We start from the raw sequence: 14,380 nt of genomic DNA, 5'->3' as shown, positions 1-14,380 counted from the left end.
ATGTCTGGTCTGCCAACGCCAGCGCGCCGCACCTTCGTTGGTCCTGCCGACGTCATGCTTTCATGCCGGAGCGGCGGATCGGGGGTCCTGCGGTCGCACGATGGTGCCCCTGGGGGCGCACGGAGCGCCCCAGGGGCACCGCTGTCAGAGGTTCGACGGACCGTCACACCGCCTTCCGTGCACCGCCTTCCGTCCTCGGTGGGCTCCAGCCGCGTGGGAGCCCACCGCGGACCTCCGCGGGCCTGCGGGCCGTTGTCCGCCCGGTGCGGCGGTCAGCCGCCGAGGGCGCCTCCGGCGCCGCCGGCCTCCGCCCCGGCGAGCGGGTCGGTCTCCAGCTGGATCACGCCGTAGTCGTAGGCATGCCGCCGGTAGACGACACTGGGGTGCTTCGTCTCGGAGTCGACGAAGAGGTAGAAGTCGTGCCCGACCAGTTCCATCTCGTAGAGGGCCTGGTCGAGTGTCATGGGCGCTGCGGTGTGCAGCTTCTCGCGGACCACCAGCGGGCCCTCGCCCTGGACCTCGAGCGATCCCATGCGTGTGGTGGGGACGGCCTCCGGCGGCTCCTCGGCGGCGACCGGTCGGCCGTTGGCGTTCAACTCGGCGACGCCGGGCACCACATCGGCCACCTCGGCCGCGGTGAGCCGTCCGTTGCCGCGCCTGTTGTGGCGCTTCTCGTGCTGCTTGCGGAGTCGTGCTTCCAGCTTTCCTGTGGCGAGATCGAGCGCTGCGTACGGGTCGGCGGCCGAGGCCTCGGCGCGGATCACCGGGCCGCGCGAGCGGAGCGTGATCTCCACCCGGTCGGAACGGTCGGCCTGCCGCGGGTTGTGCTCCTTGGACACCTCGACGTCGAGGCTGATCACCTTGCCGTCGAGCTTCTGGATCTTGTCCAGCTTCAGCTTCTCGGCCACGTGCTTGCGGAACCGCTCGGGCACCTCGGTCTTGCGGCCCTTGACGACGATGTCCACGCAGAACTCCGTTCCCGGGTCGCTCCGCCCCCATCGGCTGCGGAGCATTTCCCTTTGTGCACCAGGCCCCGTCGATCACGGGGCTTCGGACGTGGTGACTTTCACCTCCTCCTCCCCGGTCGACGGGATCTCCACCCCATCGATTTTGAGTTGGTCCCTGTCCCGAAAACCCGTCCGGAAAACATGGCGGGGGCTTTCGGTGAGGCCCGGGCACCCCTTCTCACCACCGAACATAGCTCGGTGTGCCGGTCGACGGCACCCGTTACCAGAAGGTACCTCCGATCAGGGGTTATTGCCCTCTCACTACCTGCAACGTTGCGGGTTCCCCGTCAGTTCCTGTTTATTTCCACGGCGGTGCGGTCCAGGCCACCACTGCGGCGCTCACGTGTTCGAAGGAGAGAAAGCCGGGCCCCTCCGCGGAGGTGGCACCCAGTGCACGGGCCGCCTCCGCGAGCGTCGCGCCCGTGGTCACCAGATCGTCCACCAGGACCACCCTCCGGCCCGCACACAGCCCTTCCGCACCGCGGCGCACCTCCAGGGCGCCGGACATGTTCGCCAGCCTCTCGGAGGCCGTCAGGCCCGCCTGGTCCGCCACCCGGCGCGCCTGGCGCAGCACGGGCAGGACGCACGCCTCGGTGCCCGTTCCCCGCAGCCGGGCCGCCGCCGCGGCCGCGATACGGCGCGCCGGGTCGTGCCCCCGCGCCCGTACCGCCCGCCGGGCGGAGGGCACCGGCACCAGCGCCAGCCCCGCCGGGGGGCCGCCGGGCGGGAGCCTTCCCGCGGGACCGGCCGCGGCACGGCGGGCGGTCGCAGCCCGCACCGCGGCGGCGAGGGCCCGTCCCAGCGGCCGGGCCAGCCCCGTCGCCCCGCGCTCCTTGTGGGCGAGGAGGGCGGCTCGCACCGGGCCGCGGTACTCGGCCGCCGCGTGGACCGGCGGCAGCCCCCGAGGGGCGTCCGCGACCACGGCCCGCCGGGCACCGGGGGCGAGCAGCGCCGCCTCGCACCGCGCGCACAGCAGGGACCGCGGTCGGCCGCACCCCGCGCAGTCGACCGGCAGGACCAGCTCCACGGCCGCGTGCCACCATCCGTCCACGGCGCCACGATGGCGCGGGCGGGGCGCCCCGCGCCACCCCTGTGGACAGGGCCCGGCCCGGGCGCCGGTCCGGCGCGCGGCCCCGGCCGCCGTGGCGGGAACCGTTCCCGGCTCAGCCCGGGTAGACCGGGGCGGAACCCTCCTTGACCAGCGTCTGCCAGTTGGCGCCGGCGGGCAGCCGCACGATGCCGTCCTCCTCCGAGTAGGCCACCAGCGGCATGGTCTCGTCGTCCGAGGCCGCCACGGCCCTCACCTGGTTCAGCCCCGGCAGGATCGCGTTGGCGGCGGTGGAGCCGTCGGTCTGGATGTAGCGGACCTGCTGGACGCCGCCGGACTCCTTGCCGACCACCACCAGACGGCTCGGGCCGGCCCAGGAGACCGCCGTCACCGTCTCCAGCTGCGGCGCGGCGGGACGCAGGTCGGCGATGGTGACCGTCGGGTCGTCGCTCGGCCCCCGGTGCTCCACCCGGCCGATCTTCAGGGTGGTCTTCCCGTCCTGCGTCAGCAGCAGCGCCATCCGGACACCGTCGGCCGAGACCCGCAGCGCCTCTATCCGCGCGCCGTCGAGCCCCGGGACGATCCGGACGTCCTGCGGGGTGCCGGTTCCCTGCGGGACCCTGACGAGCGACGGATCGGCCGGGTCGCGGTCCGCGACCCACAGGTCGCCCCGGCCGTCCCAGCTCGGCGCCGACAGCCGCTCCTCGCGGGTGGGGCCCTGGCTGCGCAGGATCTCCCCCCTGAGCTCGGAGCCCGTGACCACCGAGGTCACGTACAGCGAGGCGGCGTCCTTGGACACCGCGGCGCCGGTGCGCTCGTCGCGGGAGACGGCGACGCTGCTCATGGGCAGCCTGCCGTCGCCGAAGGGACCGGGCACGTTCCGCGGTTCGGCCGTCTCGTCCTCCGCGCGGCTCTCCAGCAGCGCCAGGCGGTCGTGCTCGTCGACGAAGTACTGGTGCTCGGGGCTGCCGACGACGTGGTCGGGGGCGTACTGCTTGGCCTGGCCGCTGCTGAGGACGCACAGCTGCGTCCCGTCGCCGATCAGTTCGACCTGCTCCACCCGGGCGGACGACATGTCCCTGAGCGTGAACAGGATCTGCGCGGCCATCTTGGTGCACTGCGTCCGGGAGACGCCCACGGCGCGCTCGTTCAGCGGCACCTTCAGGACGTTCCGGTCGTCCAGGTCGAGCGTCTTCACGCCCTTCTTCAGGGCGGTCCCGCCGGGGAACCGCGACTCGACCACGGGCTCCAGCCAACCGGTGGGGCCGGCGAGCAGCGCCGCCACGGCCTGGGTGACCGGATCCTGGCGGGTGACCGGGTCCTGGCGCTGGCGGATGTACACCGGGTCCGCCACGACCACGTCGCGCCCCGAGGCGAAGTAGTACTTGTTGACCGACACGTAGTTGCGTTCGAAGTCGGAGGCGCCGAGGAGCAGGCCCGGCGGCAGGCTGTCGATCCGCCACTCGCCGTCCTCCCCGCCCTGGCGGGACAGGTGGATGGTGCGCTGGTAGTCGGTCGGCGGCACCGGCTGGTACGCGTGCTGGGCGTCCACGCCGGCTATCTGGCGGCCGTAGAGCGGGTAGGTCATGCCCGGGTCGTTCCCGGTGCCCAGCACGGGGGCCCCGGGGTCGGGGGCCGCCGTCAGCACGGTCGTGGACTCCTGGGGGCGCCACTGCTCGGACGCCTCGGCGGACAGATAGGAGCGGGCCGTGGCGAAGTTGGCGTCGTCGCTGGTCATCGCCTCCAGGAAGCCGGTGACGATCTCGTCCGGGGTGGCGCCCTGGCGCGGCTGGACGGCGTAGACGCGGACCTGGGCGTCGCCCCGCTGGGACGCCTTCACCGCGTGGACGTCCCCGCTGTCCGGCATGGACGCGCATCCGGCGAGCACCACGGCCCCGCAGCCGATCAGCGCAGCACAGCGCAGTGACCGGCGGTGCGGCCGGTTCCGTTCAGCGCCCACGAGCCGATTCCTCCCGTTCCGGTACCACCTGTGCCGACGTCTCCTCGCTGCGCTCGCCCACCTGGCACGCCACGATGCGGGAGGCGCTGCCCGGCAGGGCCGCCGGGTCCACCCCGACAGGGGCGCCGCCGCGCTGCTGGGCGGGCAGGGGCGGAAGGTCCGACACGGACTGGACCGGCGCGGACGTCCGGTGGTGCCCGTCCGCCTCCGGTTCACCCGACGGGTCGGTGCGCTCCCGGTTCTGCCGGGAGTCCTCCGGCTCCAGCGGTATCGGCGACCCGCGCAGCGACTCGTCCGCCGTACGCGGCAGCGTCAGGCGGAACTGGGAGCCGCCGCCCGGCTCGCCCCAGGCCTGGAGCCAGCCCCCGTGGAGGCGGGCGTCCTCCACGGCGATGGACAGGCCGAGCCCGGTGCCGCCGGTGGTGCGGGCCCGGGCCGGGTCGGCGCGCCAGAAGCGGCTGAACACCCGCGTGGCCTCGCCCGGCTTCAGACCGACGCCGTAGTCGCGCACGGCGACGGCGACGGCCCCGCCGGCGGCGGCCATCCGGACGACGACGTCCTTGCCCTCGCCGTGCTCCACCGCGTTGACGACCAGGTTCCGCAGCACCCGCTCGACCCGGCGGGCGTCGGCCTCGGCGACCACCGGCTGACGGTCGCCGACCACCCGGATCCTCGACCCCTTGCGCTCCGCGAGCGGCTCCGCACCGTCGATGACCCGGCGGACGACCTCGCGCAGGTCTATGGGCTCGGCCTCCAGGGCCGCGGCGCCGGCGTCGAAGCGGCTGATCTCCAGCAGGTCGGACAGGAGGGACTCGAAGCGGTCGAGCTGGTCGCCCAGCAGCTCGGCCGAGCGCGCGGTCACGGGGTCGAAGTCGCTGCGCGCCTCGTGGATCACGTCGGCCGCCATGCGCACCGTGGTCAGCGGGGTGCGCAGCTCGTGCGAGACGTCCGAGACGAAGCGGCGCTGCATCCGGGACAGGTCCTCCAGCTGCTGGATCTTGAGCTGGAGGTTCTGGGCCATCTTGTTGAAGGCCTCGCCGAGGCGGGCGATGTCGTCCTCGCCGGTGACCTTCATGCGCTCCTGGAGCCGGCCGGCGGCGAGGCGCTCCGCGATACCGGCGGCCATCCGCACGGGCGTGACGATCTGCCGCACGACCAGCCAGGCGATCGCACCGAGAAGGACGACCACGAACAGCCCCGCGGTCGCCAGCGTCCCGCGGACCAGGGCGAGCGACTGCTCCTCCTGGGCCAGCGGGAAGACGTAGTACAGCTCGAAGGGCTTGCCCTCGATGTCGTTCAGCCGGGTGCCGACGACCAGGCCGGGCTCGGTGTCGGAGGAGTCGTTCCAGTAGCGGATGCTGATGTACGTCTCGTACGTCCCCGAGCCCCGTCCGACGGCGTCCCTCAGGGCCTCCGGGATGCTGGCCGGGTCGACCAGGCCCGAGGTCCGCGGGGCGCGTCCGGTTCCGCCGCGCTCGGAGTCGGCACTCAGCGCGACCACGTTGTAGGAGCCCTTGCCGCCGCTGGCCAGCTGCGCCACCAGGTCGGAGCGCCAGGAGTTGGCGTTGCGCGCGGCCGAGGCGGGGCCCTCCTGGCCCGAGGGGCCCACGGGGGTGTCGGCCTGCTCCCGGGCGACGGCGAACCCGCCCGCGGCCTGGCTCTGGGCGGCCTTGCTCTTCGCGTCGAGGAGGCCGTTGCGGACCTGCCCGATCACGACGAAGCCCAGCAGCAGGACCACGCCCAGTGACATCAGGAGGGTGGTGACGACCACCCTGAGCTGGATGTTGCGGCGCCACAGGCGTACCGCGGGCAGCAGCGGGCGCCGCAGCCAGCGCAGGGCCAGCCGGGGTATCGGCCCGCCGGGCGCGCCGTCCTGGATCAGACGTCCGAGCCGTGCGGGCCCACGGCCCGGACGGGCAGCCCGCCCCGTACGGACTCCCGGCCCCCCGGGCTTCGGAGCAGCGCTGCCGCCGGACATCTCAGCTCGGTCCCGCCTTGTAGCCGACGCCCCGGACGGTCACGACGATCTCCGGCCGCTCGGGGTCCTTCTCGACCTTGGAGCGCAGCCGCTGCACATGGACGTTGACCAGCCGGGTGTCCGCCGCGTGGCGGTAGCCCCACACCTGCTCCAGGAGCACCTCGCGGGTGAAGACCTGCCAGGGTTTGCGGGCCAGTGCCACCAGCAGGTCGAACTCCAGCGGCGTCAGCGCGATCGACTGCCCGTCCCGCTTCACGGAGTGGCCGGCCACGTCGATGACCAGGTCACCGATGGTCAGCTGCTCGGGGGCGGGCTCCTCGGACCTGCGCAGCCTGGCGCGGATCCGGGCGACCAGCTCCTTGGGCTTGAACGGCTTGACGATGTAGTCGTCCGCCCCGGACTCCAGGCCCACGACCACGTCGACGGTGTCGCTCTTCGCGGTGAGCATGACGATCGGCACGCCGGACTCGGCACGGATCAGGCGGCAGACCTCGATGCCGTCCCGTCCGGGAAGCATCAGATCCAGCAGCACCAGGTCGGGCTTGGTCTCCCGGAAGGCAGCAAGCGCCTTGTCTCCGTCGGCCACGAACGACGGCTCGAAACCCTCACCACGCAGCACGATGCCGAGCATCTCGGCCAGTGCGGTGTCGTCGTCGACGACAAGGACTCGTCCCTTCATATTCGACATCATCCCATTAGCTCATCGATACCCGTCGTGACCTGGCACACAGCTCGGCGATTCCGCCGCCGGTGACCGGCGACAACACCCCCTCCTCGGTGACCACCGCGGTCACGAGTCCGGGGGGCGTCACATCGAAGGCGGGGTTGTATGCCTGTGCCCCCAACGGTGCCAGGGACACCCCACCATCGCGCGCCGCATCCGCACCCGCCCGCGGCGGTGTGAACTCCGTCACTTCTCGGCCCGGGCGCTGCTCGATCTCGATCGAGTCCCCGCGGGCGGTGGACACGTCCAGGGTCGTGGTGGGGGCCACCACGACGAACGGCACATGGTGGTAGCGGGCCAGCACGGCGAGCGGATAGCTGCCCACCTTGTTGGCCACCGAGCCGTCGGCGGCGATCCGATCGGCGCCGATGACCACCGCATCGACCTCGCCGGCCGCGAACAGCGATCCGGCCGCGTTGTCCGCGAGCAGGCTGTAGGGCATGCCGTGGCGCGCGGCCTCGAAGGCGGTGAGCCGGGCCCCCTGGAGCAGCGGACGGGTCTCGTCGACCCACAGCCGTCGCAGCTCCCCGGCCCGGTGCGCGGCCAGCGCGACGGCGAAGGCCGTGCCCTCCCCTCCGGAGACCAGTGCGCCGCTGTTGCAGTGCGTGAGCAGCCGGTATCCGCCTCCGGGCAGCAGCTCCTCCAGGAGGGCCAGGCCGTGGGAGGCCATCCGGCGGCTCGCCTCCGCATCCGCACGATGCAGCTCCTCCGCGGCACCGAGTGCCGCGGAGGCGGCCGCCTCCGCGGACCCTCCGCCGGCCAGGGCCCGCCGATGGGCGTCGGCCGCTGCACGGACCCCGCGGCCGAGGTTGACCGCGGTGGGGCGCGCCCGCTCCAGCAGCCCGGCGGACTCCTCCACGTCGTAGCCGCGCGCGGCGGCCAGGGCCACCCCGTAGGCGCCTGCGATCCCCAGCAGCGGAGCCCCGCGGACGGCGAGCGTCCGGATGGCCTCCACCAGCGCGGGCACATCGGTGCAGCGGAGTTCCGCCTCCTCGGCGGGCAGCAGCGTCTGGTCGAGGAGCACGAGCGCGGGGCCCTCGGGCGCCTCCTCCCAGCGGAGCACCGACAGCCTCGGCGGCCGTCCGCCCTCGGGCCTCTGTACGTCCTGGTCAGCCATCCGCCCAGTCTGCCCGCTCGGCGCCGGACGGTGAAGGGACGGCGGAGGACCCCGACGCCGCGGTTCACCGGCCGCACCCTCATGGCACGATGGCTGCTGCCAAACAGCCGCCCCACCGGGCGGACCGCACACCGCAGGCGCTCCGCCCTCCCGGACCGGCGCCGCGACCCGATCTCGAGGTGGACCACGTGAACGACACTCCGGGCTGGGCCTCGCCCGGGTCGGCCCCCTCCGACGGGCGGAGCCCCGAGGTTCCGCACCCCGCAGCGCCGGCCGACGCCACCCCCGCGAAGTGGTCTGCCGAGCAGCCGCCCCCGGGGGACTGGTCCACGCCCGGACAGGGCGACCGGAGCCCGGGCGGACCTGCCGCGGGCCAGGGCGGCGGCCATCCGGGCCCCTACGGCGGAGGGCCCTGGGGAGGGCCGCCCCCCGCGGCCAGGCCGGGGGTGATCCCGCTGCGCCCCCTGGGCATCGGCGAGATCCTCGACGGGGCGGTGACCACACTGCGCACGCACTGGCGCACGGTGCTCGCGGTGACCGTCACCGTCGCGGTGTTCACCCAGGTCGCCAGCATCCTCATCGAGCGCTTCCTGATGCCCTCGGTGCCCCAGGTGGACCCGGAGGCCACCCCTGAGGAGGCACTCCGGCAGTCGCTCGACTCCCTTCAGGCATCCCTGGTCTCCCTGGGCCCGACCTTGCTGATCACCATGATCGGCACTCTGCTCACCACGGCGCTGCTGACCGTGGTGGTGAGCCGTTCCGTGCTCGGCCGCACCGTCACCCTGGCCGGTGCCTGGCGGGAGGCGCGCCCCAGGCTGCCGCACCTGCTGGGGCTGACCGTGCTGCTGCCGGTGGGCGTCGCCGTCCTCTTTGCCGTCGGCATGCTGCCCGGCATCCTGATCGGCGGCGTGGGGGGCGTCCTCCTCGCCGTCCTGGGCGCGCTGGCCGCCCTGGTGGTCGTCGTATGGCTGTCGATCCGCTTCGCCCTCGCGGCACCCGCGCTGGTCCTGGAGCGCCAGGGCGTCCTCGCCTCGCTGCGCCGGTCGGCCAGGCTGGTGCAGGGCTCCTGGTGGCGGATCCTCGGTATCACCCTGCTGACCGCCCTGCTGGCGTTTCTGGTGAGCATGGTGGTGGCCGTTCCGTTCACCGTCATCGCCTTCGTGGTCGACGGCGAGGGCTTCGGCGACCTCCTGAGCGGCAGCCCGCCGGAGTTCGGACTGCTGTTCCTGATCATCACGGGGATCGGGTCGGTGATCGCCTCCTCGATCACCTATCCGATCACGGCCGGTGTGAACACGCTGCTCTACATCGACCAGCGCATCCGGCGCGAGGCCCTCGACCTGGAACTCGCGCGCGCCGCCGGACTGCCCGGCTACGGCCCGGAGCCGGGGTCCGCCCCCGTCAGCGGGGGTTGACGGGGTGTCCGGCACGGGGGGCCCGGCCGCAGCGATACCACTGACCGGAGCACGCGACGGCACACCGGTGGACGTGCCACGCGTCCCTGCCCGGGAGGCGGCCGAGCGCGAGCTCTCCGACCCCGTGTACCGGGAGCACGAGCCCAACCTTCTGGAGCGCGCCCTCGACGCGTTCCTGAACTGGGTCGGCGAGCTGTTCGACGGTCTCTCCGGCAGCGGCCCGGGCGGGGTGGTGGGGCTGGTCCTCTTCGCCGTGGTCCTCGGCTTCTTCCTCACGGCGCTGTGGTGGCGGATGGGCTCGCCGCGGCGCACGGCCACGCCCTCGGACACGCTCTTCGACGAGGGACCCCGCAGCGCCGCGCAGTACCGTGCAAGCGCCGAGGAGCACGCCGCCGCCGAACGCTGGAACCAGGCCCTCCAGGACCGGATGCGGGCCCTGGTGCGCTCCCTGGAGGAGCGTGCGATGCTCACCGCCCGGCCGGGACGCACCGCTGACGAAGCGGCGGCGGAGGCCGGCGGCGCGCTGCCGGACCATGCCGGCGAACTCCGCTCCGCCGCGCGGGCCTTCGACGACGTGACGTACGGCGGCCGGTCCGCCGACCGCGGGATGTACGAGCGGCTGCGGTCCCTGGACACGGCCGTCGAGCGGACGAGGCCGCGCTGGGAGACCGACCAGGAGGCGTCCGTATGAAGACCGCCGCTGCCACGTCCCTCTCGCCGACGGGAGCGCAGGTGTGGGCGAGGGCCCGCGGCGCACTCGCCGTGGTCGCCCTGCTGGTCGCCGCCGGCATCACGATGGCCGCCCTCCGCTCGGACGGCGGCTTCGGACGCCTCGACCCACGGTCCACGGCCCCGGCCGGGAGCAGGGCGGCCGCCGAACTGCTCAAGGACCAGGGCGTGTCCGTGCACCCGGTGACGACCCTGGGCGACGCGCTGGCGGCGGCCGGATCCGGCACGACGCTCCTCGTCACCGATCCGGGCCTTCTCTCCCACGCCCAGCAGGACGCGCTGCACCACGCGATGTCCACGACGGGCGGACGCACCGTGCTGCTGGCCCCCGACCGGGACACCCTCCTCGGTCTGGCTCCCGAGGTCGCCACCGAGCCGCCCGTCCCCGTGAGGCCCCTGGACCCCGGCTGCTCCCTTCCGACGGCGGACCGTGCGGGCGACGCCGAACTCGGCGGCCACCGCTACACCACCGGCGCCCGCGGAGCCGACCTCTGCTACCCCAGCGGCGGGGCTGCGACCCTGCTCCGGCTGGATGCCGGGGCGGGCGGGGAGACCGTCCTGCTCGGGGCACCCGACCTGCTCTACAACGACCGGCTCGACGAACACGGCAACGCCTCCCTTGCGCTCCAACTGCTCGGGGCCCACCCCGAGCTGATCTGGTACATGCCGTCCTTCGGCGACACCTCCGCCGGCACGACGCCCGCTCCCGACGACTCCGTCGACGGAGACGGGGCCGCCGACCGCGAGGACGGGCCGGGCGACGACCGGGCCGGCGACCGGCCGGGGGAAGAGAGCAGCTTCCTGGACCTCGTTCCCGACGGCTGGGTGTGGGGGACGGTCCAGCTGGGCGTCGCAGCCCTGCTGGCCGCGGTGTGGCGCGCCCGGAGACTCGGCCCGCTGGTGACCGAACGTCTGCCGGTGTCCGTTCCCGCCTCCGAGACCGCGGAGGGCCGCGCCCGCCTCTACCGCCAGGTGGACGCCCGCGAACGGGCCTCGGCCTCCCTCCGCTCCGCCGCACGCGCCCGGCTCGCGCCCCTGCTCGGGGTCGCCTCGGCGGACACCCACACACCGGATGTACTCGTCCCCGCCGTCGCCGCACGCCTGTCCCGGGATGCCGGCCGGGACCCGCACGCCCTCCTCTTCGGCCCCGCACCGGCCGACGACGCAGCCCTGATCCGACTGGCCGACCAACTCGACGCCCTCGAACGAGAGGTACGCACCTCATGAGCGCCCCGTCCCCCGAGACCACCGCGCACCCGGACCGCGCCCGCACCTCCCTGGAGGCGCTGCGCGCGGAGATCGCCAAGGCCGTGGTCGGCCAGGACTCCACGGTCACCGGTGTGGTCGTCGCTCTCCTGTGCCGGGGGCACGTCCTCCTGGAGGGTGTCCCGGGCACCGCCAAGACCCTCCTCGTCCGCTCGCTCGCCGCCTCCCTCGAACTGGACACCAAGCGGGTGCAGTTCACCCCCGACCTGATGCCGAGTGATGTCACCGGTTCCCTGGTCTACGACACTCGCACCTCCGAGTTCTCCTTCCAGGCCGGACCCGTCTTCACCAATCTCCTCCTCGCCGACGAGATCAACCGGACGCCCCCCAAGACCCAGTCGGCCCTGCTGGAGGCCATGGAGGAACGCCAGGTGACCGTCGACGGCACCGCGCGCCCCCTCCCCGAGCCCTTCCTTGTCGCGGCGACGCAGAACCCCGTCGAGTACGAGGGGACGTACCCGCTGCCGGAGGCTCAGCTCGACCGCTTCCTGTTGAAGCTGACCGTGCCTCTGCCCTCACGCGAGGACGAGATCAGCGTCCTGAGGCGCCACGCCGAGGGCTTCAGCCCCCGGGACCTCCAGGCCGCGGGCATCCGCGCCGTGGCCGACGCGAACGACCTGGAAGCAGCCCGCGCCGCCGTCGCCAGGACCGCGGTGTCGGCCGAGATCGCCGGCTATGTCGTCGACATCTGCCGTGCCACACGCGAATCCCCCTCGTTGGCCCTCGGCGCCTCGCCCCGTGGCGCCACGGCCCTTCTCTCCACTGCCCGAGCGTGGGCGTGGCTGACCGGCCGGGACTACGTGATACCGGACGACGTCAAGGCCCTGGCTCTCCCCACACTCCGTCACCGTGTCCAGCTGCGGCCCGAAGCGGAGATGGAGGGAGTCACCGCCGACTCCGTCATCACCGCGATCCTCGCCCACGTGCCCGTCCCCCGCTGAGGCCCACGATGGCTCTGACCGGACGGACTGCTCTCCTCGCCGCTCTCGGCACACTGCCCGTCGGCTTCCTCGCCCCCGGCTGGGCGGGGATGCTCGCCGTCAACGTGCCCCTCCTGCTCGCCATCTTGTGCGACTACGCCTGGGCAGCGCCAGTGCGAACGCTCCGTTTCACCCGATCTGGTGATACATCCGTTCGACTCGGAGACACGGCGGATGTCTCCCTCACCGTCACCAACACCTCGTCCCGCCGGATGTACGCCGAGCTCCGCGACGCCTGGCCGCCGAGCAGCTGGGCGCCGCGGGCCGCCGTCGGTGCCTCACGGCACCGCCTGCGGATCCCCGCCGGGGAACGGCGTACGGTGACGACCCGCCTGACGCCCACGCGCCGCGGCGACCGCCACGCCGACCGCGTCACCGTCCGTTCCTACGGTCCGCTCGGACTCGCCGCCCGGCAGGGCGCCCACCGGGTCCCGTGGGCCGTGCGCGTCCTTCCCCCGTTCACCAGCCGCAGGCATCTGCCGTCCCGGCTGGCACGTCTGCGGGAACTCGACGGCCGCACCAGCGTCCTGACCCGTGGCCGGGGAACGGAGTTCGACAGCCTCCGGGACTACGTGCCCGGAGACGACACCCGGTCCATCGACTGGCGCGCCACGGCACGGCGGTCGTCGGTCGCCGTGCGCACCTGGCGTCCCGAGCGGGACCGGCACATCCTGGTCGTGCTGGACAGCGGGCGCACCGCCGCCGGGAGGGTGGGGGACGTGCCGCGACTGGACGCCGCCATGGACGCGGCACTGCTGCTGGCCGCCCTGGGAACCCGCGCAGGGGACCGGGTGGGGCTGCTCGCCTACGACCGCCGGCTGAGGGCGCAGGTCCCCGGCCGCGGTACCGGTGACACCCTGCCCGCCATGGTCGAGGCCATGGCGCCGCTGGAAGCGGAACTCGTGGAGACGGACATGCGGGCGCTGGTCGCGGCGGTGCTGCAGAGTGCGCCCCGCGGCTCCCTGGTCGTCCTGTTCACCGGACTCGATGCCGCTCCCGTGGAGGAGGGGCTGCTGCCGGTGCTGCCTCAACTCACCCGAGGCCACAGCGTCGTCGTGGCATCCGCTGCGGACCCCCGTGTCACGGAGATGTCGCAGGGGCGCGGGAGCATCGAACGCGTCTACGAGGCGGCTGCCGGGGCTCAGGTGGGGTCCCAGCGGGACCGCGTCGCCGCCCGGCTGCAGCGGTACGGCGTGACGGTCGTCGACACCGCTCCCGAGAACCTGGCACCCGCTGTCGCCGACGCCTATCTGTCGCTGAAGGCGGCAGGACGCCTCTGACGGCGCTCCGGGGCCCGGTCACGGCGCAGTGGGGGCGGAGGGGCACGTCGGGCGGCCTATCCGAGTCGACGTGCGTCGCACCTGACCGATCGGCCGGGCACGCCTGCCGGCCCACTGGAGCACCCTGCTGCCGTACGGGCTCGAACGCCGGACGACGTGCACGTCCCAGTCGGAGATCCCGGCCACCCGGGCGGGGATGAGGGCACCGCGGCTTCGGAGAGGAGCTGCTTCCGGGGCTTCGGCCGGTCTCCGCTGCCGGACGGGGGCTCCTACGGCGACGCCGAGGACGTCGCCCGGCTCATGGATCACCTGGAGGTCGGGAGGGCCGCGCTCGTCGGGGCTTCCTACGGGAGGTCAGGTCGCCCTGGAGGTGGCGGCCGCGCATCCGCGGCGCGTGTCCGCTCTGGCGCTGCTGTGCTCTGCGGCCCCCGACCATCTGCCCGGGGCGGCTCTGCGCTCCTTCGTCGAGTAGGAGGCACTGCTCATCGAGAACGGTGATCTGCCGGGCGCCGTGGAGTTGAACGTGAGGATCTGGCTGGGCCCCGAGGCGGGAGACGACATCCGCGAACTCGTCCGCGCTATGCAGCGGATCGCGTTCGGGATGCAGTGTGCGGTCCCCGAGGACAGCGTGTTCCAGGTCGAGGAGGAGGTTGCCCTCGGACAGGTCGAGGCACCGTGTCCGGCGGTGCCGGGCGCTCACGACATGGCGGACTTCCGCGAGATCGCGGCCCGGCTGCCGGGTCAGGTGTGCCGTATGCGAAGCATGCGGAACTGCCCCGGGCAGGGCACCGGAACCTCCCCGGAAAACGGTCCGGAAACACGAAAGAGCCCCGGAACACACACGGTGTTCCGGGGCTCTCCCCAACAATAGTTCGG

Annotated in this window: 12 protein-coding genes; 6 read left to right on the top strand and 6 right to left on the bottom strand. The window is 73.5% G+C overall.

Features of this window, described 5'->3' with window-relative positions; translation table 11 throughout:
- Positions 1-272 precede the first annotated feature (272 nt).
- The 6 genes from hpf to mtnA all read right to left on the bottom strand — a co-directional run bounded on the left by hpf (position 273) and on the right by mtnA (position 7,834).
- Complete coding sequence (hpf, locus tag ACGF15_RS25455; protein ID WP_345611483.1) at positions 273-965, bottom strand: ribosome hibernation-promoting factor, HPF/YfiA family; 693 nt, start codon at positions 963-965, stop codon at positions 273-275.
- Positions 966-1,305: 340 nt separating this feature from the next.
- Positions 1,306-2,058, bottom strand: a complete 753-nt coding sequence (locus ACGF15_RS25450; RefSeq protein ID WP_345611369.1) for a phosphoribosyltransferase family protein — start codon at positions 2,056-2,058, stop codon at positions 1,306-1,308.
- A 112-nt stretch (positions 2,059-2,170) separates the two neighbouring features.
- On the bottom strand, positions 2,171-4,015 hold the full coding sequence (locus ACGF15_RS25445) for an LpqB family beta-propeller domain-containing protein (protein WP_392802220.1): 1,845 nt from the start codon (positions 4,013-4,015) through the stop codon (positions 2,171-2,173).
- Positions 4,005-5,993, bottom strand: coding sequence for an MtrAB system histidine kinase MtrB (gene mtrB, locus ACGF15_RS25440; RefSeq protein ID WP_345611371.1), 1,989 nt, complete (start codon positions 5,991-5,993; stop codon positions 4,005-4,007). Before mtrB ends, ACGF15_RS25445 begins: the two co-directional genes overlap by 11 nt.
- Before the next feature lies 1 nt (position 5,994).
- On the bottom strand, positions 5,995-6,684 hold the full coding sequence (gene mtrA, locus ACGF15_RS25435) for a two-component system response regulator MtrA (RefSeq protein ID WP_305885567.1): 690 nt from the start codon (positions 6,682-6,684) through the stop codon (positions 5,995-5,997).
- 4 nt (positions 6,685-6,688) lie between these two features.
- A complete protein-coding gene (mtnA, locus tag ACGF15_RS25430) occupies positions 6,689-7,834 on the bottom strand; it encodes an S-methyl-5-thioribose-1-phosphate isomerase (RefSeq protein WP_392802216.1) in 1,146 nt (381 codons plus the stop codon).
- Positions 7,835-8,022: 188 nt separating this feature from the next.
- Here mtnA and ACGF15_RS25425 point away from each other — a divergent pair, with 188 nt between their 5' ends.
- From ACGF15_RS25425 to ACGF15_RS25400, 6 genes are all read left to right on the top strand, one after another.
- Positions 8,023-9,249, top strand: a complete 1,227-nt coding sequence (locus tag ACGF15_RS25425) for a glycerophosphoryl diester phosphodiesterase membrane domain-containing protein (RefSeq protein WP_392802213.1) — start codon at positions 8,023-8,025, stop codon at positions 9,247-9,249.
- Between the two features lie 4 nt (positions 9,250-9,253).
- Complete coding sequence (locus ACGF15_RS25420; RefSeq protein ID WP_362614330.1) at positions 9,254-9,940, top strand: DUF4129 domain-containing protein; 687 nt, start codon at positions 9,254-9,256, stop codon at positions 9,938-9,940.
- Positions 9,937-11,205 (top strand): DUF4350 domain-containing protein, encoded by a 1,269-nt coding sequence (locus tag ACGF15_RS25415; RefSeq protein WP_345611385.1) that lies wholly within the window; start codon positions 9,937-9,939, stop codon positions 11,203-11,205. Before ACGF15_RS25420 ends, ACGF15_RS25415 begins: the two co-directional genes overlap by 4 nt.
- Positions 11,202-12,185, top strand: coding sequence for a MoxR family ATPase (locus ACGF15_RS25410; protein ID WP_345611388.1), 984 nt, complete (start codon positions 11,202-11,204; stop codon positions 12,183-12,185). Before ACGF15_RS25415 ends, ACGF15_RS25410 begins: the two co-directional genes overlap by 4 nt.
- A gap of 8 nt (positions 12,186-12,193) precedes the next feature.
- A complete protein-coding gene (locus ACGF15_RS25405; protein ID WP_345611390.1) occupies positions 12,194-13,504 on the top strand; it encodes a DUF58 domain-containing protein in 1,311 nt (436 codons plus the stop codon).
- Between the two features lie 523 nt (positions 13,505-14,027).
- Entirely contained in the window at positions 14,028-14,375 is a 348-nt protein-coding gene (locus tag ACGF15_RS25400; protein ID WP_392802209.1) for a hypothetical protein, read from the top strand.
- The last annotated feature ends 5 nt before the right edge of the window (positions 14,376-14,380 follow it).

This window comes from Streptomyces sp. NPDC048001 (genome assembly GCF_043203115.1).
In the GTDB taxonomy this organism is placed as follows: domain Bacteria; phylum Actinomycetota; class Actinomycetes; order Streptomycetales; family Streptomycetaceae; genus Streptomyces; species Streptomyces sanyensis.
Note: the sequence above shows the minus strand (reverse complement) of the source record. Positions and strands in the feature narration are given on the sequence as shown.

What these genes read in the sequence shown, in the direction of transcription:
- mtrB (WP_345611371.1), bottom strand. Translation starts at nt 5,993, where the DNA reads ATGTCCGGCGGCAGCGCTGCTCCGAAGCCCGGGGGGCCGGGAGTCCGT.
- mtnA (WP_392802216.1), bottom strand. Translation starts at nt 7,834, where the DNA reads ATGGCTGACCAGGACGTACAGAGGCCCGAGGGCGGACGGCCGCCGAGG.
- mtrA (WP_305885567.1), bottom strand. Translation starts at nt 6,684, where the DNA reads ATGATGTCGAATATGAAGGGACGAGTCCTTGTCGTCGACGACGACACC.
- ACGF15_RS25415 (WP_345611385.1), top strand. Translation starts at nt 9,937, where the DNA reads ATGAAGACCGCCGCTGCCACGTCCCTCTCGCCGACGGGAGCGCAGGTG.
- ACGF15_RS25410 (WP_345611388.1), top strand. Translation starts at nt 11,202, where the DNA reads ATGAGCGCCCCGTCCCCCGAGACCACCGCGCACCCGGACCGCGCCCGC.
- ACGF15_RS25405 (WP_345611390.1), top strand. Translation starts at nt 12,194, where the DNA reads ATGGCTCTGACCGGACGGACTGCTCTCCTCGCCGCTCTCGGCACACTG.